Source organism: Deltaproteobacteria bacterium (assembly GCA_030654105.1).
Classification (GTDB): domain Bacteria; phylum Desulfobacterota; class SM23-61; order SM23-61; family SM23-61; genus JAHJQK01.
The window spans coordinates 1-25830 of the sequence record JAURYC010000225.1 but is presented as its reverse complement, the minus strand read 5'-3'; the positions used below and the strand labels follow the sequence as shown (position 1 = coordinate 25830).

At 47.3% G+C, this 25830-nt stretch carries 27 protein-coding genes and 2 tRNA genes; 28 read left to right on the top strand and 1 reads right to left on the bottom strand.

Annotation, left to right across the window (positions count from 1 at the left end; translation table 11 throughout):
• From Q7V48_09450 to Q7V48_09425, 6 genes are all read left to right on the top strand, one after another.
• Positions 1-225, top strand: a 225-nt coding sequence (locus Q7V48_09450) for a sugar phosphate nucleotidyltransferase (GenBank protein ID MDO9210956.1), incomplete at its 5' end; no start/stop codon positions are given.
• A gap of 184 nt (positions 226-409) precedes the next feature.
• Complete coding sequence (locus Q7V48_09445) at positions 410-865, top strand: dTDP-4-dehydrorhamnose 3,5-epimerase family protein (protein MDO9210955.1); 456 nt, start codon at positions 410-412, stop codon at positions 863-865.
• Positions 866-954: 89 nt separating this feature from the next.
• On the top strand, positions 955-1983 hold the full coding sequence (gene rfbB / locus Q7V48_09440; GenBank protein MDO9210954.1) for a dTDP-glucose 4,6-dehydratase: 1029 nt from the start codon (positions 955-957) through the stop codon (positions 1981-1983).
• Entirely contained in the window at positions 1980-2813 is an 834-nt protein-coding gene (gene rfbD, locus Q7V48_09435; protein MDO9210953.1) for a dTDP-4-dehydrorhamnose reductase, read from the top strand. The genes rfbB and rfbD overlap by 4 nt, the downstream gene beginning before the upstream one ends.
• 8 nt (positions 2814-2821) lie before the next feature.
• Positions 2822-3334, top strand: coding sequence for a UpxY family transcription antiterminator (locus Q7V48_09430; protein ID MDO9210952.1), 513 nt, complete (start codon positions 2822-2824; stop codon positions 3332-3334).
• A 444-nt stretch (positions 3335-3778) separates the two neighbouring features.
• Positions 3779-4756 carry a GDP-mannose 4,6-dehydratase gene (locus Q7V48_09425; GenBank protein MDO9210951.1) on the top strand — a complete coding sequence of 326 codons (978 nt, stop codon included), beginning with the start codon at positions 3779-3781 and terminating at the stop codon, positions 4754-4756.
• 240 nt (positions 4757-4996) lie between these two features.
• Here the strand turns inward: Q7V48_09425 and Q7V48_09420 are convergent, their stop codons facing one another.
• A complete protein-coding gene (locus Q7V48_09420) occupies positions 4997-5686 on the bottom strand; it encodes a glycosyltransferase family 2 protein (GenBank protein ID MDO9210950.1) in 690 nt (229 codons plus the stop codon).
• Positions 5687-5931: 245 nt separating this feature from the next.
• Here Q7V48_09420 and Q7V48_09415 point away from each other — a divergent pair, with 245 nt between their 5' ends.
• The 22 genes from Q7V48_09415 (at position 5932) to Q7V48_09310 (ending at position 25653) form a co-directional block, all read left to right on the top strand.
• The gene (locus tag Q7V48_09415) at positions 5932-6291 is read left to right on the top strand and encodes a cupin domain-containing protein (protein ID MDO9210949.1); all 360 of its coding nucleotides are present in this window, start codon (positions 5932-5934) and stop codon (positions 6289-6291) included.
• Between the two features lie 136 nt (positions 6292-6427).
• The gene (gene mutL, locus Q7V48_09410) at positions 6428-8128 is read left to right on the top strand and encodes a DNA mismatch repair endonuclease MutL (GenBank protein ID MDO9210948.1); all 1701 of its coding nucleotides are present in this window, start codon (positions 6428-6430) and stop codon (positions 8126-8128) included.
• 262 nt (positions 8129-8390) lie between these two features.
• On the top strand, positions 8391-9347 hold the full coding sequence (miaA, locus tag Q7V48_09405) for a tRNA (adenosine(37)-N6)-dimethylallyltransferase MiaA (GenBank protein MDO9210947.1): 957 nt from the start codon (positions 8391-8393) through the stop codon (positions 9345-9347).
• Positions 9348-9715: 368 nt separating this feature from the next.
• Complete coding sequence (locus tag Q7V48_09400) at positions 9716-10540, top strand: LPP20 family lipoprotein (protein MDO9210946.1); 825 nt, start codon at positions 9716-9718, stop codon at positions 10538-10540.
• 209 nt (positions 10541-10749) lie between these two features.
• Positions 10750-11922, top strand: a complete 1173-nt coding sequence (locus Q7V48_09395; protein MDO9210945.1) for a hypothetical protein — start codon at positions 10750-10752, stop codon at positions 11920-11922.
• Between the two features lie 17 nt (positions 11923-11939).
• Entirely contained in the window at positions 11940-13127 is a 1188-nt protein-coding gene (locus Q7V48_09390; GenBank protein MDO9210944.1) for a DUF6175 family protein, read from the top strand.
• A 38-nt stretch (positions 13128-13165) separates the two neighbouring features.
• Entirely contained in the window at positions 13166-13816 is a 651-nt protein-coding gene (locus Q7V48_09385) for a DUF799 family lipoprotein (protein MDO9210943.1), read from the top strand.
• A gap of 35 nt (positions 13817-13851) precedes the next feature.
• The gene (locus Q7V48_09380) at positions 13852-14835 is read left to right on the top strand and encodes a CsgG/HfaB family protein (protein MDO9210942.1); all 984 of its coding nucleotides are present in this window, start codon (positions 13852-13854) and stop codon (positions 14833-14835) included.
• A 44-nt stretch (positions 14836-14879) separates the two neighbouring features.
• Entirely contained in the window at positions 14880-15191 is a 312-nt protein-coding gene (locus Q7V48_09375) for a PEGA domain-containing protein (protein ID MDO9210941.1), read from the top strand.
• Between the two features lie 62 nt (positions 15192-15253).
• A complete protein-coding gene (locus Q7V48_09370; GenBank protein MDO9210940.1) occupies positions 15254-16051 on the top strand; it encodes a FecR family protein in 798 nt (265 codons plus the stop codon).
• Between the two features lie 16 nt (positions 16052-16067).
• The gene (locus tag Q7V48_09365) at positions 16068-16607 is read left to right on the top strand and encodes a CDP-alcohol phosphatidyltransferase family protein (GenBank protein MDO9210939.1); all 540 of its coding nucleotides are present in this window, start codon (positions 16068-16070) and stop codon (positions 16605-16607) included.
• Positions 16608-17038: 431 nt separating this feature from the next.
• Positions 17039-17113 (top strand) — tRNA-Val (locus tag Q7V48_09360).
• Between the two features lie 116 nt (positions 17114-17229).
• Positions 17230-19158: a threonine--tRNA ligase gene (gene thrS / locus Q7V48_09355; protein ID MDO9210938.1), complete on the top strand. Its 1929-nt coding sequence runs from the start codon at positions 17230-17232 to the stop codon at positions 19156-19158.
• On the top strand, positions 19142-19660 hold the full coding sequence (gene infC, locus Q7V48_09350) for a translation initiation factor IF-3 (GenBank protein ID MDO9210937.1): 519 nt from the start codon (positions 19142-19144) through the stop codon (positions 19658-19660). The genes thrS and infC overlap by 17 nt, the downstream gene beginning before the upstream one ends.
• Positions 19661-19963: 303 nt before the next feature.
• Positions 19964-20161 carry a 50S ribosomal protein L35 gene (gene rpmI / locus Q7V48_09345; GenBank protein ID MDO9210936.1) on the top strand — a complete coding sequence of 66 codons (198 nt, stop codon included), beginning with the start codon at positions 19964-19966 and terminating at the stop codon, positions 20159-20161.
• Between the two features lie 73 nt (positions 20162-20234).
• The gene (gene rplT / locus Q7V48_09340; protein ID MDO9210935.1) at positions 20235-20591 is read left to right on the top strand and encodes a 50S ribosomal protein L20; all 357 of its coding nucleotides are present in this window, start codon (positions 20235-20237) and stop codon (positions 20589-20591) included.
• A 14-nt stretch (positions 20592-20605) separates the two neighbouring features.
• Positions 20606-21622, top strand: a complete 1017-nt coding sequence (pheS, locus tag Q7V48_09335; protein MDO9210934.1) for a phenylalanine--tRNA ligase subunit alpha — start codon at positions 20606-20608, stop codon at positions 21620-21622.
• 38 nt (positions 21623-21660) lie between these two features.
• Complete coding sequence (pheT, locus tag Q7V48_09330) at positions 21661-24066, top strand: phenylalanine--tRNA ligase subunit beta (GenBank protein ID MDO9210933.1); 2406 nt, start codon at positions 21661-21663, stop codon at positions 24064-24066.
• A 96-nt stretch (positions 24067-24162) separates the two neighbouring features.
• Positions 24163-24441, top strand: coding sequence for an integration host factor subunit alpha (locus tag Q7V48_09325; protein ID MDO9210932.1), 279 nt, complete (start codon positions 24163-24165; stop codon positions 24439-24441).
• A 56-nt stretch (positions 24442-24497) separates the two neighbouring features.
• Positions 24498-24887, top strand: a complete 390-nt coding sequence (locus Q7V48_09320) for a MerR family transcriptional regulator (GenBank protein ID MDO9210931.1) — start codon at positions 24498-24500, stop codon at positions 24885-24887.
• Positions 24888-24910: 23 nt separating this feature from the next.
• Positions 24911-24987: transfer RNA gene (locus Q7V48_09315), tRNA-Pro, on the top strand.
• A 150-nt stretch (positions 24988-25137) separates the two neighbouring features.
• Positions 25138-25653: a hypothetical protein gene (locus Q7V48_09310; protein ID MDO9210930.1), complete on the top strand. Its 516-nt coding sequence runs from the start codon at positions 25138-25140 to the stop codon at positions 25651-25653.
• The last annotated feature ends 177 nt before the right edge of the window (positions 25654-25830 follow it).

Here is a 25830-nt window from a genome sequence, read left to right as displayed (position 1 = left end):
GTGATCGGCATTTATATGTATGACGCCGCAGTTTTTGATATTATCCGAACCTTGAAGCCATCCGGCAGGGGTGAATTAGAGATTACGGATGTAAATAACGAATACATTCACCGGGGCAATTTAACCTATGAAATTTTGGATGGGTGGTGGACGGACGCTGGAACGTTCGAATCTCTCTTGCGAGCCAGCAATTTGGTTGCCCAAACCGGAGCAAATAAATTATAATATTAGCCACAGAGCGCACAGAGATCACAGAGAATAATTTTTTAAATGGCTTGTCTATATAGGCATTTGAACCAAAGGAAGAAATTTTGGCATCGACAAAGACCCCCCAAATTAATCCATTTTTTGGAAGTTTGTTACAACTCTGTGGCCTTTGTGCCCTCGGTGGCAGAAATGGTTGTTTAGTATGATCAACGGGGTGAAAATTAAAAAGCTCAAGGTGATTCCGGACGAACGCGGACGCTTGATGGAAATGCTCCGGGCCGATGATGAAATCTTTCTTAAATTCGGTCAGGTTTACATGACAACTGCCTACCCGGGGGCTGTGAAGGCCTGGCATTACCATAAAAAACAAGTGGATCATTGTGTGGTTGTAAAGGGGATGATGAAGGTCGTCCTGTATGATGGTCGGGAACGATCATCTACTTACAAAGAAATTAACGAATTTTTCATGGGTAAACACAATCCCATCCTTTTACAGATTCCGCCGTTGGTCTTCCACGGGTTCAAATGCATCAGTGAAAGTGAGGCCATTGTAATCAACTGCCCCACAGAGGTATATTCTTGTCAGGATCCGGATGAGTATCGGGTTGAACCTCATGGGGGAGAAATTCCTTACGATTGGTCTCGCAAGGACGGCTAAAAACGGTTAGCTGTGAGGTGGGAGTAGGGAGTGGTTTTAACAACTCTCAACTTACTACTTACGGATTCTGGCAACGCAGGGAGTTTAAAATGAAAATCTTAGTTACTGGGGGGGCAGGGTTTATCGGGTCCAACTTTATTCATCTTTTAATTGGCCCCGAAAATCCTCACCAGAGAGATTATGAGATCCTCAATCTGGATAAATTGACCTACGCCGGTAACCTGGAGAATTTAGCCAACCTTTCCCATCATAAGAATTACCAGTTTATCCACGGAGACATATGTGACGGCAAGCTGGTGGACAGCCTTCTGGATAGTGGTATAGAAGCCATTATCAACTTTGCCGCCGAATCACATGTTGACCGAAGTTTGTATGAACCGGATCTATTCATTCAGATAAATGTAGTGGGGGTGCAGGTTCTCCTCCATGCGGCTTTGCGTCATAAAATCAAAAAATTTATCCAGGTTTCTACGGATGAAGTCTACGGATCGCTTTCTCAGGAAGCCCCTGGGTTTCGGGAAGATACCCCCCTGTCTCCCAATAGTCCCTACTCGGCCAGTAAGGCCGCCGCCGATCTTCTGGTGCGGTCTTATTTTAAAACCTATGGTTTTCCGGCCATCATCACCCGCTGTTCCAATAATTACGGCCCTTATCAATTTCCTGAAAAACTAATCCCCCTTTTTATCACCAATGCTCTCGAAAATAAGCCTTTGCCGGTCTATGGGGATGGCCTGAATGTCCGGGATTGGATTCACGTGGAGGATCACTGCCGGGCTCTTTCTCTCGTTCTGCAAGGAGGCAAGGAAGGGGGAATCTATAACATCGGAGGAAACGGAGAAAGAAACAACCTGGAAATTACTGAGACCATCCTTAACCTACTGGGAAAACCAAAATCCCTGGTTCGTTTTGTTACCGATCGCCCAGGGCACGACCGGCGTTATGCTGTTGATTTTTCGAAGATTCAAAAAGATCTGGGCTGGTCGCCAATCTACTCTCTCCAAGAAGGCCTTACCCAAACCGTTCGTTGGTACCTCAGCCACGAAGAATGGTGGCGGAGAATCAAGAGCGGAGCCTATCGAGATTTTTACCGGAAACACTACCAAGAGCGATTGACATGAAAGTTTTGGTATTCGGTGCCCGGGGAATGCTGGGGAAAGACCTTGTTCCAGCCCTGTCAGTGAAACATCAAGTTTTGGCCCGGGACATAGAAGATTTGAACATTGCGGATCAACAGCGGGGACAAAAAGAGATCGAAACCATGCGCCCGCAGGTTGTGGTCAATGCGGCAGCCTACACCGATGTGGATGGGTGCGAGGCCAATAGAGAGTTAGCTTTTTCTGTTAATGCAGAAGGAGCCAGGAATATAGCCGCTGGATGTACAGTCAGTAATGCCAAAATGATCCATCTGAGCACCGATTATGTATTCGATGGAACATCCCCTGCCCCTTACCGAGAAGAAGACCCTCCAAATCCCCTGAATGTTTATGGTGCCTCCAAGCTGCAGGGAGAACGACAAATTCGAGAGGTTTTAGAGAATCATCTAATCATCCGCACGGCATGGCTATATGGCCACCATGGGAAAAACTTTGTGGACACCATCCTTCGGTTGGCAGCTCAACAGGAAGAACTGCGAGTGGTGAATGACCAACGGGGAGCCCCGACATTTACCAAAGACCTGAGTTGGGCCATTGAGAAATTATTGGAGAAAGAGGCGAAGGGAATCCTGCATATCACCAACTCCGGCTCCTGCACCTGGTTTGAGTTTGCTCACCAAATTCTCAAAGAGAAGAACATAGACAACGGTTCAATCGTTCCAATCTCCTCGGCTGCATTAACCCGTCCTGCCAAGCGCCCGGCGAATTCTGTACTCGACTGCCATCGCTTCGAAAACCTCGTGGGTCAGAAGATGAGGACCTGGGAAGAGACTTTGAAAGAATATCTCGCTTGAGAGAGAAAATGGAAAATAATCTAATATACTGGTATTGTTTATATACGCGCAGCCGCCATGAAGATGCTGTATATCAACGGTTAACCGATAAGAAAATCCATACGTTTCTCCCTAAATTGGAAGTTTGGAGCAGGCGGAAGGATCGGCGGAAAAAGATTCAGAAGGCCCTTTTTTCAGGATATTTGTTCGTGTATGAAAATCTTACCCATCACATTTGGCTGGAAATATTGAAGACGCCGGGAGTCGTGAAAATATTGGGGAACGAAGAAGGTCCGATGCCTATTCCGGAAATCCAAATCGAATCCATCCGGACGATTCTAAACGGGAAGGCGGCCGTTTCTCCTTTTCCTTATTTGAAAGAAGGGCAGCGAGTCCGGGTCGTCGATGGGCCTTTGAAAGACTGCGAAGGCTTTCTGGTAAAAATCAAGGAGGACAGAGAAAGGCTGATTATCTCCATTGACCTTCTGAAAAGATCGGTTTCGGTAGAAATCGAAGGAGCCAGCGTGGAACCGGTTCAATAAAACATAGTGTTTTTTCCCAACCGAGGCATCATTCGTTTCTCTATACGGAGGAAAGCAAGTTCGAAAAAATTAACCATATTCACAAGTAGAATCCATTTAGCTATAATAGGAAAAATGTCAGGAACATCGCTTCCGCTTTTAAGGCAGGGTAGCCAAAAATGGGACCAAATATTGGAAGTCTGCGAGGCATTGATCAAGGTAAGAAGTGAAAGAAAAGGAAAGTAAAAAAATTGGGGGGAGCCGATCCCCCCGTGTTGAGTTCCTCAAATATTGAAAAAATTCGGGATTCTAAGAGTGAACATTCAACATTACACAGATCTAATAAAAGTTTGGTCAAGTTTTATATTAAGCATCGAAGATTCAGCCCCCCGAGATCCTAAACGGGAGTTAGGTTATGAGGGCGCCCTGGGTAATTTTTTCAAGGGATAGAGGAACAAAACAACAATGAAACGTGCTTTGATAACGGGTATAACTGGCCAAGATGGGAGTTATTTATCTGAGTTACTTCTGGCGAAGGGCTATGAAGTTCACGGCATTGTTCGGCGATCGGCCATTGAAGACCCAGAGCATCGCATGTCGAGGATTAAACCTATATTGCCCCAACTAAAAATCCATTCAGGATCGATTGAAAGTTTTGCCAGTATCTTCAATGTGATTAAGGAAATAAATCCTGATGAATGTTACCACCTCGCCGCTCAAAGTTTCGTGGCCTACTCCTTCGAAGATGAATTTTCGACTCTCATGACCAATATCGACGGAACCCATCATGTTCTCTCGGCCGTCAAACAAGTTGTACCTTCATGCCGCTTTTATTTCGCGGCTTCCAGTGAAATGTTTGGCAATGCCGAACCACCCCAGAATGAAAATACGAATTTTCAGCCGAGATCGGCCTATGGAATATCAAAGTTAACTGGATATCATTTGGTGAGAAACTATCGTGAGGCTTATGGCATGTTTGCCGTTAATGGAATCCTTTTCAATCATGAATCCCCCCGGAGGGGCTTTGAATTCGTTACCCGCAAAATATCTTCTTATGCGGTAAGGATCAAACTCGGATTGGCCAAGGATCTTAAAATGGGAAATTTGGAAGCCAAACGAGATTGGGGTCATTCCAAAGATTACGTAAACGCCATGTGGATGATGTTACAAACAGGTAATCCAGAAGATTATGTAATCGGGACCGGAGAGAGTCACTCAGTTCGAGAATTTGTACAGATTGCCTTTGATCATTTGGGTTTAGATTATCAGAAGTTTGTGACCACAGACCCCCAATATTACCGGCCGGCTGAAATCTATGATCTTGTCGCTGATGCTTCCAAGGCGAGAAAAAAACTCGGGTGGAAAAATAATTATCAATTTGTTGATTTGGTTAAAGAAATGGTCGAAAGTGATCTCGAATTCCTTAAACGAGGGCCCATGTGAAAGTTTCTCTTTCTCAGGGGCTTGCCACGTGAGAATGGTTAAGCGCGTCAAATGAGGCGTAGGGGATGAAAAGCTTCTTTTCAAGCTTTCCTTTTTTGATTATACTGATTTCAAATTGGCTATTGCAAATAACAAAAAACTATAAAGCGTCAGGGGTGAGGGGGGAGGGGTGTGGGGTAAAAAGATTGATAAAATTATAAACAGCTATGTCAATTCTTTAATCTTGCCAAGAAATCGGCCTTAACGAAACAAGTTATATTTTAAAATGCAATAGATGGCCCTTAAACCGTCTTTCCAGCCAATTTTTTTCCCCTCGGCATAAGTTCTGCCATAGTATGAAATGCCGACTTCATAGATCCGTAGCCCCATTTTGGATACTTTAGCGGTGATTTCTGCCTCAAAGCCAAAGCGGTCTTCTTCAATTTTGATCGATTGGATAATTTCCCGGCGAAATGCTTTATAACAGGTTTCCATGTCGGTAAGGTTGATGTTGGTAAACATGTTGGAAAGGGTAGTCAAAATCCAGTTGCCTATTCGGTGCCAAAAATAAAGGACCCGATGGGATCCCCCCCCCATAAACCTCGAGCCATAGACAACATCCGCCCTTCCCTGAATAAACGGCTCCAGCAGAATCGGATATTCCTGGGGGTCATATTCCAGGTCGGCATCCTGGATAATCACGATATCCTTTGTGGCCGCGGCAATTCCCGAACGTAAAGCCGCTCCTTTCCCTTGATTTCTTTCATGGTAAATAATCCGATCGACATGCGAACCAATTTTATTCGCCAAAATCTCTTTGGTACCATCCGTAGAGCAATCATCGACCACGATAATTTCTTTGCCGGGAATTGGAGCTGTGCAAATGGCCTCGATTGCTTTTTCAATGGTAAGCCGTTCATTGAAACACGGAATGATGATGCTAACTGTCAAAGCCTTAGCAGATGGCAGAGTCATAGGTTTTCCTTATTCCTTGACGGGTTAGCGTTTCCTGTGAAATACTTAGCATCCGGCCAATTACCTGCGAAAAATCCTCTTGGTGATAAAATAGCCAAAAAAAAGAAGGAAGGGAAGAGAAAATTTCACGAAAAATGAGGAAGACGAAAAAAACCTTTTCAGGGTATTAATTTTTGAATATACTGATGCTGGAGAAAATAATGGGTAAACGGAAGGGGTAAATGAAAGCAACCTCGAAAATAGAACGGGTGGAGAAACCCTGGGGCTACGAGCTCATATGGGCAAAAACCGAAAAGTATGCTGCAAAAATCCTGCACCTTGAAAAGGGCAAGCGGTTAAGTTACCAGTATCATCAGAAAAAGGATGAAGCCATGTTCGTAATCTCGGGAAAACTTCTTGTCGAGCTGGAAGGGGAGGGGGGAGAAAAAACGTTATCGCACCTGAAATCCGGGGAGTGCCTTCACATTCCAGCTTTAACCCGCCATCGCCTCACGGCGATCGAAGATTCTGACATTTTTGAGGTTTCCACTCCAGAACTCGATGATGTTGTACGCCTTGAGGATGATCACGGTCGGAAGTAGTGAGTTGGGAATTGGTAGTTGGGAGTTGCAACAATTTTCAACTTCCGGTCTTTCTTCTAAATTCTAAGTTCATAGTATAGGAAATTCTTTTTTCAACTTTAGGCACTTTAGCTCACTTTAGGCACTTATTGTATCAATGGGCAAAATAAAGGCATTATCTCCAGAAGTCATCTCCAAAATCGCCGCCGGGGAAGTTGTCGAAAGACCCGCGTCGGTGGTGAAAGAATTAATGGAGAACTCTCTGGACGCTGGAAGCAGAGAGATCAAAATAGAGATTCAGGCCGGGGGGAAAAAACTGATTCGCGTGTCCGATGACGGCGAAGGAATGACCCCAGAAGATGCCCAATCTGCTATCCAACGATACTCCACCAGCAAGATTGAGAGTGCCGAAGATTTGTTTGCCATCCAATCTTTTGGTTTTCGAGGAGAAGCCCTCGCCGCGATTGCCTCCGTCTCCAAAATGAAAATCATTACGAGAAAAGAAAACACCTTAGCGGGCATGGAAATCAACATCGAGGGCGGTGAGACAAAAGAGTCGAAAGAGGTCGGTTGCCCCCTCGGGACCTCGGTAGAGGTGCGCGATTTATTCTTCAACATTCCGGCCCGCCTAAAATTCTTAAAATCCCAGGGCACTGAACTAAGCCATATAGGAGAATTGGTGTCCAAGATCGCTTTGGCCAACCCGCAAACCCACTTTCAATTCATCCACGACGGAAAGCTCCTGGCTAACTATCCAATCCGGGAAAATTTAACTTCCCGCTTGGCCGAAGCTCTGGGCCGTGAAACTGCAGAGAAGTTGTATTTTTTCCAGTTTAAGAACGGAGGGGTGGAAATCCATGGATATGCGGGAGAGCCGGGATTAACTCGACCGAATGCCCGGGGAATTTATCTCTTTGTCAACCGGCGGCCCATTCGCGACCGTTTACTCTCCCATGCGGTCCTTGAAGCCTATCGCAACCTAATTTCCAAAGACCGATATCCTGTAACGATCCTATTTGTACAAGTCCATCCCTCTGACGTTGACGTTAATGTTCACCCGAGCAAGTGGGAAGTCAAATTCGCTGACTCCGAAACAGTCCATCGCTATGTGCTCCTGGGTGTAAGGCGATTATTGGAAAAAACCCCTTGGCTCAAGGAGCAGGGAGAATGGAAAGAGTTAAAAGAAATTCCAGGGGTGTATATCCCGCCCCAAGCGAAAACCACAAGCCCTTTGAGCCAAGAATCCTTTGGGGAAGGAGCATGGGGAAAAAAAGAATCCATTTCCCAGATTCCGTTCCTGGGACAAATCGATAAAACTTACCTCCTCTTTGAATCATCCGAAGGATTAACCCTTGTCGATCAACATGCTGCCCATGAAAGGATATTATGGGAAAGGCTCTGGCAGGAATTTTCTTCGGGGACAATCCACCGGCAGTCACTCCTTTTCCCGGAAATCGTCGAGCTCTCTTTTAGTGAAGCCAAAGCCGCTGAAGAGCACCTGTTAGAATTGGGAAAAATGGGCTTTGAAGTAGAACCCTCCGGAGGGAGGACTTTCTGGGTGAAAGCCGTGCCCGAAATATTAGCATCCCGAGAGCCTATTCAAGCCCTAAAGGAAATGATCGAACAGATTTCTTCCTGGGGAAGAGAAGCTGATCTCCACACTTCCTTTGATCCTCTGATTAAAATGATGGCCTGCCGGGGGGCAGTTCCGGCTTTCCAGGACATGAATGAACAGGAAGCCGCCACCCTTTTAGACGACCTGCAAAAATGTGTTTCTCCTTCCCGCTGCCCTCACGGTAGGCCCACCTTGTTGAAAATCACCATTGCCGACCTGGAGAAAATGTTCGGAAGGAGATAAAAACCTTTTTCACCGCGGAGGACGCAGCGCGACAAAGCCGCAGCCAAAAAAACTTTAGCCACAGAGGCACAGAGATCACCGAGATATAAAGAAAGCTCTTAAAAAAGATAATTTCGGACACAGGTAACCACTGATAAACATAGATAAAATTAAAAAATAAAAAAAATTTACAGAAAATATAAATCTGCGCTTATCTGCGCCAATCTGCGTCCCAATAAATTTTCTGTGTTCGCCGCGTGCTCTGCGGTAAATCATAAAGTCAATGGAAAAACCCAAAATCGTTGCCATCGTGGGACCAACCGCATCGGGGAAGTCGTTTTTAGCCCTTCAACTGGCCCGGCGTTTTAAAGGAGAAATTATAAGTGCAGATTCGGTTCAGATTTACCGGGGTCTAACTATCGGAACAGCCAAACCTTCCCTGGAGCAACGACGCCAGATCCCCCATCATCTCATTGATATTCTAGGCCCAGATGAGAATTATAGCGCCGCCTTGTTTCGCCAGCAGGCCGACGAAATTATCCGTGAACTGCATAAAAAGCAAATTCCAATAGTGGTCGTCGGGGGAACCGGCCTCTACCTGAAAGTTTTGACTCGCGGCCTTTTTCATGGGCCACCTTCCAACCCCAAGCTACGATTAGCTCTCCATAAAAGAGCTGAAACAGAAGGAAGCATTGGCCTTCATCGAGAACTCCAAAGGTTAGATGCCGAGGCGGCTTTAAAAATCCACCCGCGGGATACTTTGCGCATTGTCCGGGCTATGGAAGTTTTTTACCAGATCAACCGGCCTATTTCTGACTTTCAGCGTGAACACGGGTTTCAGGAAAAACCTTATGAAGTTTTTAAAGTTGGGCTCACTTGCGCGAAGGAAGAATTATATAGACGGATTGAGGCTCGTACCGATGAAATGATCAAGATGGGATGGGTGGAGGAAGTCAAAATCCTTTTGAATCAAGGTTACCCCCCAGGTCTAAAAACTCTTCAGTCCCTTGGATATAAACATATCGTCTCCTATCTAACCGGGAAGATTACCCTTCAAGAAGCGATTCGTTTAATCAAACGAGACACCCGCCGATACGCCAAACGGCAGCTCACTTGGTTTAAAATTGACCCCGAAATCAATTGGTATCCGGCCAATCAGGAAATTTTCCCGGTCATCGAAAAGAAGGTAGAAGAGTTTTACCACAAAGCGCAAACAAGCGAGGACAGTATCATTCCGTGATCAAGGGTGTTGAAAAAATGCAATCCCTCCGCGGACAAGACCCATGGCAATAAGACCAACTTTTGGGAAAAGTAATGAAGGAAATTAGATATCCTTTTTTTCCATAAAGTTAGCGCAAACCGGAGGAATATCCAACCCGTAATTTTATTTAAATTTTTATTATTAATCAGGCGCGTTTTTTGCTTCCTGCGGTGAAAGGTGAGGAGATTTTTAAAATGATCAGAGTCCAATCAGTATTTCACCTTGACAAATCAAGGCGGTTGTTTAAAATAACAAAAAGCTTGAAGAATTGTCAGTTTCAATACGATAAAAACCTAAATTCACGATCAGCCCAAAATAAGAAATTTTCTTTCAGTGAGGAGGTCAATATGAAAAAAGACGGATGGATAATAGGGGTTTTTAGCGCCGCGTTTCTTGTAATGACACTCTTTTCTTCCGCTTGGTCTCAACAGCCTCTGATCCAGACGATTGGCAGTGGGGAGATTAATTGGGCTGAACAAATTGTTCGAGCCTCAGGGAGCGGGGCTCCGAATCCCGATGCCCCCAACATCGCCGCGGCCAGATTAGGGGCTGAGCGAGCCGCGAAGGCTGATGCTTTAAGGAACATTTTGGAAACAGTCAAGGGGGTACGAATTGATTCGCAGACGTTGGTTGTTAACGCGATGACCCAAAGCGATGTCATCCGTACCCAGGTCCAAGGACTTGTGAGGGGAGCAAGGGTAGTAAATACCCGCTACCTCTCTGACGGCGCAGTGGAAGTGACCGTGGAGATTCCCATGGCGGGTCCACTAACCCAGACTGTTTTGCCACCCACTTCCTTCGGGACCCAAAGCGTCCCCAAGGAAGGAAGTGCCGTTTATACGGGGGTGGTTTTTGACTCTCGTGGGTTGAGCATTCGCCCGGCCATGGCCCCCAAAGTTCTTGACGAAGACGGAAGGGAAGTCTACGGTTCAGCATTTGTATCCGCGGAGTGGGCCGCGAAATATGGAATCGTTGGGTATGTGAAAGATCTGGATGCCGCCAAGAAAAATGACCGGGTAGCAGCCAATCCTCTTGTAGTAAAAGCTGTAAAAATTAGCGGGTCTGGAGGAAGCGATCTTGTCATCAGCAACGCCGATGCCCAAGGATTGAAAGATATGTCGAAAAACCTAAGTTTCTTGGAACAATGCCGGGTGCTCGTAGTAGTCGATTAATTTTTTAAATGATTTAGGAACGCAGATGGACGCAGATGATGAGGATTAAAAAATTCGTAAAGCATGAGAGCGCAAGGAGCAAGCGGATTGAAAAATCTATAAGTCGTCCTCGTGCCTAAGTCCTTGCGCCTGACTGTTATTTCATATTTTATCTGCGTGTATCTGCAAAATCAGCGTCCTCATCAATTTTAAATTATAAGGAGGTTTTTATGAATCGCCGAAGCCTTTTGTTGGTTTTGACCGTTTTTTGCATCTTGTTTGTTTTTGGGGTGATGATCACTTCTTGCGCCAAACCTCCGCGAAAGCCAGAGGCGGCTCTGGATACCCCGGAACATCACGTTTTTTCCGGCAACAAGTTGCTGGAGAAGGGAGACTATGCGGGAGCCCAGCGGGAATTTGAATTGGCCATTCAGCTTGACAAAAAGTACTCTCCAGCCTATGTGGGAATGGGACTCGTTTTCGCCTACCAAAAGAATTTTGAGAAAGCCTACGAGAACATGAAAAAGGCCAAGAGTCTGGCCCAGAAACCCGACGACAAAGTAAACGCCCACGTGGGAATGATCCGTCTTTATTCCTTAGAAAGAAAGGAGAAATGGATCAATAAAGCTGAAGATGAATTCGAAGACGCAATCAAAATAAATCCAAAATCCTCCGCCGCCTTTTTTTACATGGGGAAAGCCTATAAATTTGCTTTCAATTTTGACAAGGCCGGAGAAATGTTTAAGAAGGTACTGGATATAAACGACAAGTACTTGGTCGAAGCGGATAATGAATGGAAGGTGGTGCAAAAAATTCAGCGGGCAGCCCCGGGATCGTTGATCGGCAAGAAGATTGCCCTGATCGAAGAGATCACCCGGGCAGACGTGGCGGCTCTCTTCGTGCAGGAATTGCTGCTGGAGAAACTCTACGAGAAGCGAACTCCCAAGAGATTTGATACCAGTTTCCAGGCTCCGGTGAAGAAATTCGAAGCCGACCGCATCGTCAAAGCAGAAGCGGCAACGGACGTTCAAAACCATGTCCTGCGCACGGATATAGAAACTATAATGCGTTTGGGGGTTCGGGGCCTTGAACCTTCCCCGGATCATAAATTTTTTCCCAATGAAAAGATTACCCGCGCGGCTTACGCCCTGATGATCGAAGACATCCTGATTAAAGTAAGCGGTGACGAAAAACTGGCCACAAAATTTATCGGGTCCAAATCCCCGTTTCCGGACTTGCGTAATGACCTTCCTTATTTTAATGCGGTAATGGTGATGACTTCCCGGGGGGTCATGGAAGCGAAGGATCTGTCCACCGGAGAATTTGCCCCCATGGGGACAGTCTCGGGGGCCGATGCCCTTCTGATCATCCGCAAACTCAAAGATGAACTACGATTTTTCTGAGAAAGGGGTGAACCTCCTTGAAAAAAATTACTTTGACGGGATCATTGATCGTGCTCTTTTTTCTGGCCTGGAATGTTGGGGCCAGCGGCCAGGAAGTCCAGACCATTACGACCAAAGGAGAGGGGTGGTTTGAAGGAAGCGACACCTTGATCGGGAAAGATCGAGCGATTAAAGATGCCCTGGTAAAAGCGGTAGAACAGGCCGTAGGAATAATGGTTTCGTCCGAGACCCGGGTTCAAAATTTTCAACTGCTGAATGACGAAATCTTTACCAAGACCGAAGGATATGTTCAAAACTATAAGATCCTCAATGAAAACCAGGGAAGAAATGTTTACGAGGTTACCATACAGGCCTCGGTGGCCACCGGTCCCATAAAAGAAAAATTAGATGCTTTAGGTCTACTCCTGAGGCAAGTGGGCAAACCGAGGATTATGATCCTGGTTGCCGAACAAAATATCGGGAAACAGCATTATCATTATTGGTGGGGATACCAGCGGGGGGAGCAAGCGGATCTAACCATCACCGAAAATACGATCATGGACCGTTTTCGGGAGAAGGGGTTCGACTTTGTAGACCACCAGGCTCAATCGAAAAACATAAAGGTGGCCTCAGCCTACCAAGTTGCCGAACTGAATGATCGTGCCGCCATTACTTTAGGTAAGCAAGCCGACGCCGAAGTCGTTATCGTGGGAAAGGCTCTGGCCAAGTCGATTGGACCTGTGGCCGGGACGGCAATGAAATCGGTGCAGGCCAATGTCTCTTTACGGGCTATTCAAACGGACACTGGAGGGGTTCTTTCCTCAGGGTCCGAACATGCGGCTGCCGTTCATATCGACGAAGTCACTGGCGGCGTGGAAGCTTTAAAAAAAGCGAGTGCCAAGATTTCCGAAAAAATGATGGACGACATCATTAAAAATTTTCAAAAGCGCGTCGGGGCCACGACCCTTGTCCAGGTCATTGTCAACGGTCTTTCTGGCCCAGAGGACCTGCGCAAATTTAAAAATATGCTCCAAGGGCAGGTCCGGGGAGTGGAAGGGATTTACGAGCGTAGTTTCACGGGAAATGTGGCTAAAATAGAGATAGATCTCAAGGGCAGCGCTCAATCCCTTTCCGATGAAATAGGCCGGAAAAATTTTAAAGAGTTCGCCGTCAAAGTTCTCAGTACTACCTGGAATACCATCGAAATTAATGTAACCCCTAAATGAATGCTTCGGCAGTGATGGAGCGTAGGAAAGGCCACTTAGTGAAACCATTTAAAATTGCCTACCGATTTTTTTTCTGGGGGATGATTGCTCTGATTGCCGGGTGCGCGGGAGGAGCCCATCACTCCCTGGTTCCTGATTACAAAGCCAAACCTCCCCGCTCAATCGCTGTGTTGCCCGTCCTCAATGAAACTGTCAACCTCAAAGCTCCGAATGAATTTCGTTCCCTCGTTCACCAAAGAATCGCCATGAAAGGATATGAAACCCCGGCTATTTCTCACGTCGATAATAGGCTACAAGAAAAAGGGATTCGTGAAGCCGGCCAGGTTAATTCCCTAACTCCTCAGGAAATAGGAAAATTTTTAGGCGTTGACGCGCTTCTTTACACTACGGTTACGGAATTCAACACTACTTACCTTGTGGCCTATTCCTCTATGACCGTAGGAGCAAGGTTTGAGCTGAAGGACGCCAAAACCGGGGAAAAGCTTTGGGAGTCTGACCATCAGGTCAAAGAGAGCAAACTCGGGTTAGACCAAAAATCTATGGGGGATGCTTTGAAATTCGCTGCTCTCCAATCCTACACCCCTTATTGCCAGCGGGTTACGGATGCTTGCTTGGCCACCTTGCCCAACGGACCTTTATATACTTCCCCCCCTCAGGCTGGGTGCCTCGTCCCGGGCGGGGGAAAATGAACCGTGCTCAACCCATGAAAGAGGAGGTTAAGAATATGGTATCAAGAAAGATCGGATTCTTATTGTTGATTATTGTTTCCCTTTGGGCGTTGTGGGGATGTGCCGGAAGGCCCATGATGGGTGCACCAGGAAAAGAAACCACCATGTCTCAGCCCCAACCGGCAGCCCAAAGCACAGCTCCCCAACCCGTAACCCAAGCTCCAAGGATCACCCATAAAGGTCCAAAGCTTCGGGTAGGTATCGTGGACTTTATGAATAAGACCAGCTACGGTGCAGGTCGGTTGGGCTCTTCGGCCTCGGATATCTTGACGACCGAGCTCTTTAAAACAGGGGCCTTCATAATTGTGGAACGGGCCCAGTTGAAACAAGTTCTCGGGGAACAGGCATTAGGGCAGACGGGAGCCGTCAATCCCGAGACCGCTTCCCAGGCAGGAAAAGTTCTCGGATTAAACGCGTTGGTGACGGGTTCTGTCTCCCAGTTTGGCGTTAGTACCGGGGGAGCCGATTACGGGATCTATAAGCAAAAGGTTCAGACGGCCAAATGCACCGTCGATGTCCGAGTAGTGGATGCTTCCACCGGACAGCTATTGTTCGCCGACTCGGGCAAAGGGGAGTTTGAACGCAAGGCTCAGGAAGTCTTAGGCTTAGGAACCAGAGCAGGCTATGATGAGACTTTAGGGCAAGAAGCGCTGCGTTCCGCCATAACCAAGTTCATGGACAACCTCGTACAGCAATTGCAGAATGTGGAATGGTCGGGAAGGGTCGCTTCCGTCAGTGGCAGCGACATTTACATCAATGTAGGGCGGGATGTGGGTTTGAAAATGGGCGATACCCTGATCGTTCAGACGCTGGGAAAGGAAATCTATGATCCCCAAACTAAAATTCTGCTGGGACGGGAAGAAGGGGGGGTTAAAGGGGAACTGACGGTTACCGGCTATGTCGGGGATAAATTGACCAAAGCCCGTGTCCGAGTGGGAACCGGTTTCCTGGTAAACGACGTAGTGAAAGTGAAGCAATGAAAAACTGGGAGTAGGAAAATAAGAGTTCGTATAATGGGGTGTTTATGCGGAAATACTTTTTTTTCGGTCTGATCCTGGTGTTCATCATGGGATGCGGTTTTCCCCAAGAAACCCGCCGGGGCGTTGGCAACGAAGGATTTCTTATCATCCTGGCCACTCCGGACGATGCCGAGGTGTTGCTTAACGGAGAAAAAGTTGGTTTGGCCGGCCAGTTTGAAAGTAATCCCCTCGAGCTAAAAAGCGGCACCCATAAGATCGAAATTCGCAAGGTCGGGTTTATCCCCGAATTTCGCGAGGTCTATGCCGGGAATCAATCTCGACATACCTTAAAGATTAATCTGAAAAGGGCACCCTAAAACCCAAAAGGGGATGTTAGGAGTTAAAGTCTTCACCACGGGAGACTGAGAGGAGAGAATTTATGCGGTCGGGCGGGGGAAAGAATCTCTTCTTTCTCTATTTTCTTTTGGTTACATTCTGCTTTTGGCCAGCGAAAGCAATGGCTGAAGATTCCCGCGGGGCCTTATCTGGTGGGGAACAGGCGAAAGTTATCTTTCTCCAAGGGAAAGCCGAAGTCTTGCCGCAAGGGGAAACTTCCTGGTGTCCCTTGAAGGTGGATAGTTTCCTCTCTCGTGAGGACGAAGTGCGTACGGGGGAAAAGGCCCGGATCGAGATTCAACTCCCGGATCGTTCGATTCTACGCTTCGACCAGAAGACGGCATTTAAAATGAAGACAGCCTTTTTCGATCCAAGCACCAATTCCCGAGAAGTAAAAATAGAAATGTCCGTGGGAAAAACCTGGGTCAACGTGCGCAAAGTTTTTGGCTCAAAAAAAACCTTTGAGGTCGCTTCGGCCAACGCTGTTGCCGGCGTGCGCGATACGATTTGGCGTATGAACGTCGCCCCCGATAAATCTACTCTCATTCGTGTCTACGAAGGAACGGTAGAAGTCTACAACCCTTTTGTCAAACCTGATTATAAACCTGAGGAAGGAGGGTTTAAAGCTCCCCGTGAGGTCAGAGGACCCCAAGAAATTCCCCGACCTTATGAAGAGGTCAGCAAGGAGCAGTGGGAAGAGATTGTCCTTACCCAGATGATGCAAGTGACCGTTCCGGCAGTCGGTAGGCCTGCAAAACCAACTCCCTTCAGCGCGGAAGATGATCAGAAGGAAGAATGGGTCCGATGGAATCAAAAAAGGGACAAGGCGATAAAACCTTAAAAAATTCATCTCACCGATGTTAAATCTTCCAAATCTTCTCAGCATCGCCCGGATCATTTCTATTCCTCTCCTCATCATCCTGTTGATCGACCAACTTTATTGTTGGGCTCTGGTGGTCTTTATTGGCGCCGCAGTCAGTGATGCCGTAGACGGATTGCTAGCCCGCCTCCTGCACCAACGTACGGTATTGGGGTCTTACCTTGATCCGGCCGCGGATAAACTTCTCTCGGCATCTTCTTTTATCACTCTGGCAATTTTGAATATCCTTCCCGGATGGTTAGCGGTAATTGTAATCAGCCGGGATGTAATTATTTGCCTGGGAATCCTAATCCTTTTTTTCACTTCCCACTCTTTTAAAATTCAACCTTCACTGGCCAGTAAATTGACTACGACTTTCCAACTCTGCACGGTTATTTACTCTCTTTTTTCTAAATATTCGTTTCCTTTGCCTCTTTTGATGGATTTTCTGGTCTGGGGGACAGCTTTTTTGACAATTATTTCAGGCTTGCAATACATAGGGAGGGGTATTAAAATTTTCAACCAAGAAAATTCCTGAGATCTTTGAAAAATCTCCGCCCAACCATTGCGAATCATTGACCTTCGCATAATTAATGGAACAGCCGCCACCCAATTAGGCTCCCCCTCACCTTGATCCTCTCCCCCTATGGGGGGAGAGGGAAAGGTGAGGGGGCATAATAATTTGTATGATATCCCATTAGTTCTGCGTAATTTAATAGCTATCAGCGGACGAAGCATTTTTTCCCCGAAAAACCATGGAATTCCCCCGTCCTCCGCCAGGGGCGTCCTGCCCCAGCGGGATCGCCTTGACTCGGCATATATTTTATTGTGTCTTTAAAGATCGATACAAATTAAAGAAAATGGCTGGTTTTTCATAAAGCACCTTAAAAATCTTCTTTAAGCTCAATATTTTTCTTGACAATTTAACCTTTTATCAGTAAAAATGAATAAAATTTTATAAGAAATTGCAGGCACGTAGCTCAGGGGGAGAGCGCTACCTTGACGCGGTAGAAGTCAGGGGTTCAAATCCCCTCGTGCCTACCACAAATCTCATTTTGAGGCTGCCGGAAATTTAACCCACTTAATTGAAAAGGCATCATGTATCTCCCCAATGATGCCTTTTTCTTATTTTGAGGACGGAAAACATTAACTGAAAAAACATGGACAAAATTGAGGTTTACTTCCAGGACGGTACAACCAAAAGTTATCCCCAAGGGGTTTTAGCGAGGGACTTTTTAGCTGATGATCAAGGACCAGGCCGGTCTGATGAGGTGGTCTCGGCCAAAATAAACGGAACTCTCGTAGACCTGCAAGCCCCATTGGAGCAAGGGGGGAAGCTGGAATGGGTAGGGTTGTCCTCGATACAGGGGACAGAGGTTCTAAGGCACAGCACCTCGCATGTCATGGCGCAGGCCGTGCAGAGCCTGTTTCCCAATGCCAAGATTACCATTGGGCCTGCAATCAAAGATGGTTTTTACTATGATTTTGATTGCGAGCGGAGTTTTTCCCCGGAAGATTTTCATCGTATTGAAGGCAAAATGCAGGAGATCATTAAAAAGGACCTGCCTATCGTACGTCAAGAAGTATCCCGGGAGGAGGCTCTGCGCTTTTTTCGGGAACGAGGTGAAATTTATAAAGTTGAATTGATTGAGAAGATTGCCGACAGTAAGGTGACCCTTTATCAGCAGGGGGAGTTTGTAGACTTGTGCCGAGGTCCCCACCTGCCATCCACTGGGATGATCAAAGCTTTTAAACTCACCAGCGTGGCTGGCGCTTATTGGCATGGGGACGAACGGAATAAGATGCTGCAGAGGATTTACGGCACGGCTTTCCCCTCTGCTGCGGCCTTGGAGAAGCATCTCCTTCGCTTGGAGGAAGCCCGAAGGCGCGATCACCGAAAATTAGGGCGGGAGTTGGACCTTTTTTCCATCAACGATGAGGCCGGTGCAGGGTTAGTCATCTATCATCCCAAAGGGGCTCTCCTGCGGATGCTTTTAGAGGATTTTGAGAAACGGGAACACTTGAAACGAGGCTATCAACTGGTTATCGGGCCACAAATCCTGAAGCTTGACTTATGGAAACGCTCGGGACATTACGATCATTACCGGGAAAAAATGTACTTTACGGAAATCGAAGGGCAGGCCTACGGAATTAAGCCGATGAATTGCCTTTCCCACATGCTCATCTATAAATCCAAGATCCGCAGTTATCGCGATCTGCCCCTCCGTTATTTTGAACTGGGAACAGTCCACCGCCACGAAAAGTCGGGGGAGCTCCATGGTCTGCTTCGGGTGCGTGGCTTTACCCAAGATGATGCCCATATCCTTTGTACTCCCGATCAGTTAAACGAAGAGATCAAGGGAATTCTAAACTTAGTTCGGGATGTTATGAAAATTTTTAGCTTTTCCTATGAGTTAGAAATCAGTACGCGGCCAGAACGGGGGACCATCGGATCAGATGAAGATTGGGAGCGGGCTATCCAAGCTTTACGTTCGGCCTTAGAAGAAGCCTCTCTTCCTTATCAGCTTAACGAAGGTGAGGGTGCTTTCTATGGGCCCAAGATCGATGTAAAATTAAAGGATGCCTTGGAAAGGGAGTGGCAGTGCGCCACTATTCAATGTGATTTTGCCATGCCCGAACGTTTTGAGTTAACCTATATTGGGCCAGATGGAGAAAAACATCGGCCAGTTATGGTTCACCGGACCATCTTGGGAGCCATGGAACGCTTCATCGGAATTCTGATTGAACATTATGCCGGGGCTTTCCCTACCTGGCTGGCTCCGGTACAAGTCACCACCCTAACCGTGACCGACCCCCAAATCCCCTATGCCGAGATAATTTCCCAGCAGTTAAGGGAAGCGGGAATCCGGGTGGAGAAAGATATCCGCAATGAAAAATTAGGTTTGAAGATCCGGGAAGCTGAGCTGCAAAAAATTCCTTACATGTTGGTCTTGGGGGAAAGGGAAGTAAAACAAAACCTGGTGGCCCCGCGCGCTCGAAGTGGTAAAACTTTACCAGCAATGCCAATTGAAGAATTCATTGGTCTTATAAAAAAAGAATGCAACGTAGGAGGTGAAGCGTATAGCTAAAAAGGTAAACATCAATTGGGACATTAGAGCTCCGGAAGTCAGGGTCATTGATTCCGAGGGTAAACAGGTAGGAATCTTGCCCCTGAAAGAAGCCATGAAAATTGCCGAGGAGCAGGGATTAGACCTGGTGGAAGTCGCTCCGAATTCCAACCCTCCAGTTTGCCGGATCATGAATTATGGAAAGTACAAATATCAGCAAAGTAAACGGATCCAGGAGGCACGGAAGCATCAGACCATCATTCAGGTCAAAGAGGTCAAAGTAAGACCCCGCACCGAGGAGCACGATTTCCAATTCAAGCTCCGCTATGTTAAGCGCTTCCTCAGCGAAGGCAATAAAGTAAAAATCTCTATGCTTTTCCGGGGAAGAGAGATTGCTCATCCAGAATTCGGGAAGGAACTCCTTACCCGCTTCCTTGAGGAAGTCAAAGATTTAATCGTGCTCGAACAAGCTCCCCGACTGGAAGGGCGCAACATGGTCATGATCCTTGCCCCCAAGGCCTGAACGTCTTAGGGAGTATCAATAAAATTTTTCATCGCTAATTATCAATGTGTGGAGAGAGGATTTTTCCCTCGCGAACGTAATAGAGAGGGTCAAGTTTGATGACTTCGTAAAAAGTCTATCTGTCCGCCTAAGGCGGATTGCGCTGCATCCTTCGTCGTTGCGGCGTACCTCTAAGTACGCCTCACTCCTCAGGATTTGCGCGCCTTGTCCGCCTGAGGCGGAGAGCTTTTTACTTTGCCATCCAAATTTTGGCTTTTTACGAGTCCATCAAGTTTTATATTTTTTCAGGGGAGAATACGCAACATGCCAAAAATGAAAAGCAATCGCGGAGCGGCCAAGCGCTTTAAAGCGACGGGAAGCGGAAAAATTAAACATTATAAAGCTTTTGCCAGTCATCTTTTGACCAGCAAGACCACTAAACGGAAACGGAAATTACGAAAATCCATGTTGGTAAATAAAGGGGATTTAAGAAACATTAAAAGGCTGCTCCCGTACCTCTAAGAAGGGGAGGGGAGGTAGGGTAAGGAGGCTAAAAGCGGTCCGCGGACAGCCCTATAAGAAGGAGTAAAAAGAAATGCCCAGAGTAAAGAAAAGCGTAAAGACGAGAAAACGAAGAAAGCGGGTCCTGAAAGAAGCCAAGGGTTACAGGGGAGCGCGAGGCCACCTTTACCGCGGCGCTACCGAAGCGGTGGACCGGGCGCATAAATTTGCTTACCGTGATCGGAAAGCCAAAAAACGCACTTTTCGTTCTTTATGGATCATACGCATCAATGCCGCCGCTCGGACTCATGATCTGACCTATAATCAGTTGATCTCGGGCCTGAACAAAGCCAAAGTAGAGATCGACCGGAAAGTCCTGGCCGAAATGGCCATCTCGGATCCTTTGGGGTTTTCTAAAATTGTGGAAATTGCTAAAGGACAATTAGGGTGAATGAAACCGGCAGGATACAAGAAAGACTCAAGCGATTAGAGGAAGAGGCGTTAGCGGAGTTACGGGCTTCCCGAGGAGAGGTCAAAATTCAGGCTGTACGCACGAAGTATATTGGCCGGAAAGGCCTGCTGACCAACTTCCTGCGAGAAATGGGCCAGTTACCTGCCGAAGAACGGCCAGCATTGGGCCAGTTGGCCAATCAGCTAAAAGCGGCTTTGGAAGAAGCGACCAAGCAGGCTCTGGAAAAAGAACACCAGCGACAGAAAACTGATCAATTGCTTCATGAAGGAGTGGATATCAGCCTGCCGGGCCGTAGACCTTCCCTGGGAAGTACGCACCTCATCACCCAAGTGACCGAGGAAATCATATCTACTTTCGAACGTTTGGGGTTTGAAGTCTCGGAAGGACCCGAAGTGGAGCTGGACTATTATAATTTTGAAGCCTTGAATTTCCCCAAGGACCACCCGGCCCGGGATATGCAAGATACGTTTTATTTTTCACCCAACGTGGTCCTGCGTACCCATACCTCACCGGTGCAGGTGCGCACTATGGAAAAGCGCCAGCCCCCCCTGCGAGTAATCGCTCCCGGAAGAGTTTACCGCCACGATTCCGACCCGACTCATAGCCCTATGTTTCATCAAGTGGAAGGTTTCGTCGTAGACCATGAAGTCACTTTCGCCGACTTGAAAGGAACCCTGACTTTTTTTGTTCATCAATTTTTCGGTCCCAACGTACAGATGCGTTTTCGACCCAGTTTCTTCCCCTTTACCGAACCCAGCGCTGAAGTGGACATCCAATGCGTAATCTGCCAAGGCAAAGGTTGCCCGGTCTGTAAGAAGAGTGGGTGGCTGGAAATCCTGGGTTCAGGAATGATCGACCCAGAAGTCTTCCGTTTTGTCGGGTACGATCCCGAGGTATTCACCGGTTTTGCTTTTGGATTAGGGGTCGAAAGGATTGCTATGCTCCAGGTAGGGTTAGGCGATATCCGCATTTTTTTTGAGAATAACCTGCAATTTCTGAAACAGTTTTAGAAACAGATTTTTTTGCCGCGCAGATAAAAAAGGGTGCAATGAAGGTCAGTTTCCAATGGCTGAAAGATTATATTGAGTTTTCCCTCACTCCGCTAGAATTGGCAGAAGCCCTGACCCATATAGGGCTGGAAGTGGAAAATCTCAGTGAATGGCAGCCAGCCTTTCAAGGGGTAGTGGTGGCCAGGACGGTCTCTTTCCACCGCCACCCCCAAAGCGATCATTTATCCATCTGCACCGTCAACGATGGCCAGAGGGATTATTCGGTCATCTGCGGGGCTCCGAACCTAAAGGTCGGCGAACGGGTAGCCTTGGCCTTAGAAGGATCTACCCTTCCTGTTGGCGGAAAGATCTCCCGGAGTTATTTCCATGGTATTCCCTCCGAAGGAATGCTTTGCTCGGAAAAAGAATTAGGGCTGAGTGAAGATGCCACAGGGATCATGGTTCTCGATCCCAACCTGCCACTGGGAGTACCCTTGGAAAGCGCTGTGGGCCTGCAAGATTGGATTTTGGAGGTAAACATAACTCCTAACCGCGCTGATTGCCTTTGCCTTTTGGGTGTGGCCCGGGAGGTTTCGGCCCTGACCGGACAACCTCTGCGTTATCCCTCCCCAAAGGAGATTGATGGAAGAGTGGTCGAAGGGTCTGGAACGACTGTTACTCTCGAGCGGCCAGATTTATGTCCGCGGTACGTAGCCCAGTTAATCTTGGGAGTCAAAATCGCCCCTTCCCCTTTTTGGATGCGCCGGCGCCTGGAAGCCGTGGGAGTTCGTTCCATTATTAACATCGTGGATGTAACCAATTACGTGATGTTAGAAATGGGCCAGCCACTCCATGCCTTCGATCTCGATCGCTTAGCGGAGAAGCGGATCGTTGTTCGAACTGCAGCCCCCGGCGAAAAATTCACCACGTTGGATGGAGTGGAACGGACTCTGCCGGAAGAGGCCTTGATGATTTGCGATGGTCAAAAACCCGCAGCCTTAGCTGGAATCATGGGAGGGTTAAATTCGGAAGTTCAAACCACAAGTGAGAATATTCTCCTGGAGAGTGCTTATTTTGACCCCATGGGCATCCGGCGAACCTCCAAGCGGATCGGTTTGGTTACCGAGGCATCACTTCGATTTGAACGAGGCATCGACCCCAATGGAGCCCTCCGGGCCGCTAATCGCGCTGCTGCCTTAATGGCCGAATTGGCCGGAGGAAAGATGGCCAGGGAAGCCGCGGACAATTACCCCCGTAAAATCGAACCCCAAAAAATCTTTTTACGGGAGCGGAGGGTAAATAAAATTCTGGGGACGGCGATCGCCCCCCAAGAAATTAAAAGTTACCTACAGAATTTTCATTTGCAAGTCGAACCGGAAAGCCCGGACACCTTCCGGGTGACCATCCCAACTTACCGGGTTGATCTGCAACGGGAGATCGATCTCGTCGAAGAGGTCGCCCGGCTCCACGGCTATCATCGGATTCCGATTACGCTACCTTGCGGAAGGGTATCCGCGGAGAAAAAAACCAAAATGCAACGGGCGGCTGAAAGAGCCAGGGATCTTTTCATGGCCTGCGGTTTTAGGGAAGTGATCAATTATAGTTTTATTTCCCCCAAGGCCCTCCAAGACTTGAAATTGTTTTCCCCGGACAAACGGGCCCAAGCTTTGCGGATTCATAATCCTTTAAGCGAAGATCAATCGGTGATGCGCACCACTTTGATTCCGGGTCTTCTGCAAGTGGCTCGCAACAATGTCCATCGGCAAAATCTCGACCTGAAACTTTTCGAGCTCGGTCGAGTTTTTTTCCCCCGGGACGATCAGGAATTGCCGGAAGAGATTGAAATCCTTTCTGGCTTCCTCTCGGGTTTCCGCGAGGAGGAATCCTGGTCTAAACCGAAAGCCGAGTGCGATTTTTTCGACCTCAAAGGAACCCTGGAGACGCTTCTCGACGGCCTGGGTGTTTCCGGATATCGTTTCCTCGCCTTGCAGGACGAACCTTTTTTACACCCCGGCAAGGCCTGCCAGTTGGAAGTGAATGGAAAGGTACTGGGCGAGATGGGAGAATTACACCCGGATGTGAGCGAGACTTGGGAACTCGATCAGCAAATATTAATTTTTGAACTGAACTTCCAGGCTTTAGCCGATGAAGCGGAAGAGCGCCGGTTTTTTAAACCGCTGGCCCGTTTCCCGGCCATCATCCGCGACCTTGCTCTGATTGTCGATGAAAAAATCGCCGCCGGTGACCTGTTACGAACGCTTTGGGAAACCAACAATGGCTTGATTACTGAAATCAAACTTTTCGATCTCTACCAAGGAAAGCCAGTCCCCCCGGGAAAGAAAAGCTTGGCTTTCCGGTTGAAATACCAAGAAGGAGATCGCACCCTAACCGATCGGGAGGTGAACCAATTGCACCAGAAGGTGGCAGACCTTCTGGTCGAACGCTACGGCGGAGTCCTCCGCTAAATGGAAAAAAGAATTTTCATTGGCAGAAAGAGAGTAGGATTCTTTTTAAAAAGGGTAGATTATTAAAACTTGAACTTGGAAAGGAGGGCCTGGATTATGACGAAGGCGGATATCGTGGAAACCATTTATGGAAAAGTAGGTTTTTCCAGGAAAGAATCTGCGGAAATCGTCGACCTAGTATTTGACCTTATGAAAGAAACCCTGGAAAACGGAGAAAAGATTAAAATATCCGGGTTCGGAAACTTCATCGTACGGGAAAAGCGTTCGCGTAAAGGAAGGAATCCTCAAACCGGCGAAGAAATTCAGATTTCTGCCCGTCGGGTCTTGACTTTCAAGCCGAGCCAAGTTTTACGCAAAGCCTTAAATACCGTTTGAGTTTCATCCCATAGAGGCGGCTTTGGGTTCTGCTGCCTTCAGGGTGATCGAAGGCCATGGAAAAAAAAATAAACTTTTCGATCCCCGAGAAACTTTACTATAAAATCGGTGAGGTCAGCCAAATCACAGGTGTTGAATCCTATGTTCTGCGCTACTGGGAATCGGAATTCAAGATTGTTACTCCCGGGCGCACGCACTCGAAACAACGTTTATACCGCAGGAAGGACCTGGAGCTGATCTTAGAAATCAAAAAACTTCTATATGAAGAAAAATTTACCATTGCTGGGGCCAAGAAGAAATTGCAAAAGATGAAGGCTGGACGAGATAAACAATTGGAACTTGAGTTTCCCGAAAAAAAATACCATGACGCCCTCTTGCATGTTCGCAGGGATCTGGAAGACTTGCGGGGCCTTCTAAGCAAAAGGAGAGTTGACAGCCCAACGTAAAAATGATATGAAAAAATAAAAATCGGGGCGTAGCGCAGTCTGGTAGCGTACCTGAATGGGGTTCAGGTGGTCGCTGGTTCAAATCCAGTCGCCCCGACCACAAAAATCGCTATGGGCGGGGAAAATGAAGGGTGAGATCCACCTCAGCCTTCATCGAGGACGAAAGACCTCGGGACCTTTGCGGATCCCGCCGGAGCGAAGTCCCTCCATCCTGTCATTTCTCTGCTTTGAGTCCCGCAGGAGAGAAAATATGAAAGCCAAATTCGTTTCTTTTTTTATCATTCCCTGCATTTTTATTCTTGGGGGGTGTGTGACGGCCTCTGTTCAAAAAGATCTGGTTTGGTCAAAGGATTTTCAACCTCAACAATATCAACTACTGGCCGTGATCGATATGGACCCGCAAATTCAATTCGCCGAATATGTCGCAGCTGAGCTGCTGAAGAAAGGTTATAAAATCAAAGAAGGGTCTACGACGCGCCAGATGCTGAAAAAAGAAGGATTGCTGAAGGAAGAATTTCTGGACCCGCCGACCTTGAGTAAAATTGGAAAGATGCTCAAGGTCCAGGGAATTGTCTTGTGCAGCGTTTTAGAGTTCAGCCGGTTCCGGGATTCTTACCGGTTGAATATCAAAATGGTGGCTCCGGACACCGGCAATATACTCTGGTTTGCCCAGGGTGCGATGGAAGGTAAAAAGGGACAAAAGAGCAGCGAACTTTTGCAACGAATTGTCGCTTCTTCTTTAAAAAAATTACCTTCTGCCCCTTAAAGGTTTCTTCCTGAAAAGCTGCGGTTATTGCCTCTATGTTTTTCATCCGTGCTCTTTTGCTTCTTCTTTCCAGGATTCTCCCCAGCGTGAAAAATCTTGACAATCGAAGGGCGTCATTGTAATGATCAAACTAAAAACGGGAAATGTATAGAATGAGAATTTATGCGGAGGTTGATC

What these genes read in the sequence shown, in the direction of transcription:
- Q7V48_09375 (MDO9210941.1), top strand. Translation starts at nt 14,880, where the DNA reads ATGCGGAAATACTTTTTTTTCGGTCTGATCCTGGTGTTCATCATGGGA.
- Q7V48_09310 (MDO9210930.1), top strand. Translation starts at nt 25,138, where the DNA reads ATGAAAGCCAAATTCGTTTCTTTTTTTATCATTCCCTGCATTTTTATT.
- miaA (MDO9210947.1), top strand. Translation starts at nt 8,391, where the DNA reads ATGGAAAAACCCAAAATCGTTGCCATCGTGGGACCAACCGCATCGGGG.
- Q7V48_09430 (MDO9210952.1), top strand. Translation starts at nt 2,822, where the DNA reads ATGGAAAATAATCTAATATACTGGTATTGTTTATATACGCGCAGCCGC.
- Q7V48_09395 (MDO9210945.1), top strand. Translation starts at nt 10,750, where the DNA reads ATGAATCGCCGAAGCCTTTTGTTGGTTTTGACCGTTTTTTGCATCTTG.
- rfbB (MDO9210954.1), top strand. Translation starts at nt 955, where the DNA reads ATGAAAATCTTAGTTACTGGGGGGGCAGGGTTTATCGGGTCCAACTTT.
- rfbD (MDO9210953.1), top strand. Translation starts at nt 1,980, where the DNA reads ATGAAAGTTTTGGTATTCGGTGCCCGGGGAATGCTGGGGAAAGACCTT.
- pheT (MDO9210933.1), top strand. Translation starts at nt 21,661, where the DNA reads ATGAAGGTCAGTTTCCAATGGCTGAAAGATTATATTGAGTTTTCCCTC.
- thrS (MDO9210938.1), top strand. Translation starts at nt 17,230, where the DNA reads ATGGACAAAATTGAGGTTTACTTCCAGGACGGTACAACCAAAAGTTAT.
- Q7V48_09365 (MDO9210939.1), top strand. Translation starts at nt 16,068, where the DNA reads ATGTTAAATCTTCCAAATCTTCTCAGCATCGCCCGGATCATTTCTATT.
- Q7V48_09370 (MDO9210940.1), top strand. Translation starts at nt 15,254, where the DNA reads ATGCGGTCGGGCGGGGGAAAGAATCTCTTCTTTCTCTATTTTCTTTTG.
- Q7V48_09415 (MDO9210949.1), top strand. Translation starts at nt 5,932, where the DNA reads ATGAAAGCAACCTCGAAAATAGAACGGGTGGAGAAACCCTGGGGCTAC.
- Q7V48_09400 (MDO9210946.1), top strand. Translation starts at nt 9,716, where the DNA reads ATGAAAAAAGACGGATGGATAATAGGGGTTTTTAGCGCCGCGTTTCTT.
- Q7V48_09380 (MDO9210942.1), top strand. Translation starts at nt 13,852, where the DNA reads ATGGTATCAAGAAAGATCGGATTCTTATTGTTGATTATTGTTTCCCTT.
- Q7V48_09445 (MDO9210955.1), top strand. Translation starts at nt 410, where the DNA reads ATGATCAACGGGGTGAAAATTAAAAAGCTCAAGGTGATTCCGGACGAA.
- Q7V48_09425 (MDO9210951.1), top strand. Translation starts at nt 3,779, where the DNA reads ATGAAACGTGCTTTGATAACGGGTATAACTGGCCAAGATGGGAGTTAT.
- mutL (MDO9210948.1), top strand. Translation starts at nt 6,428, where the DNA reads ATGGGCAAAATAAAGGCATTATCTCCAGAAGTCATCTCCAAAATCGCC.
- rpmI (MDO9210936.1), top strand. Translation starts at nt 19,964, where the DNA reads ATGCCAAAAATGAAAAGCAATCGCGGAGCGGCCAAGCGCTTTAAAGCG.
- Q7V48_09325 (MDO9210932.1), top strand. Translation starts at nt 24,163, where the DNA reads ATGACGAAGGCGGATATCGTGGAAACCATTTATGGAAAAGTAGGTTTT.
- rplT (MDO9210935.1), top strand. Translation starts at nt 20,235, where the DNA reads ATGCCCAGAGTAAAGAAAAGCGTAAAGACGAGAAAACGAAGAAAGCGG.
- Q7V48_09320 (MDO9210931.1), top strand. Translation starts at nt 24,498, where the DNA reads ATGGAAAAAAAAATAAACTTTTCGATCCCCGAGAAACTTTACTATAAA.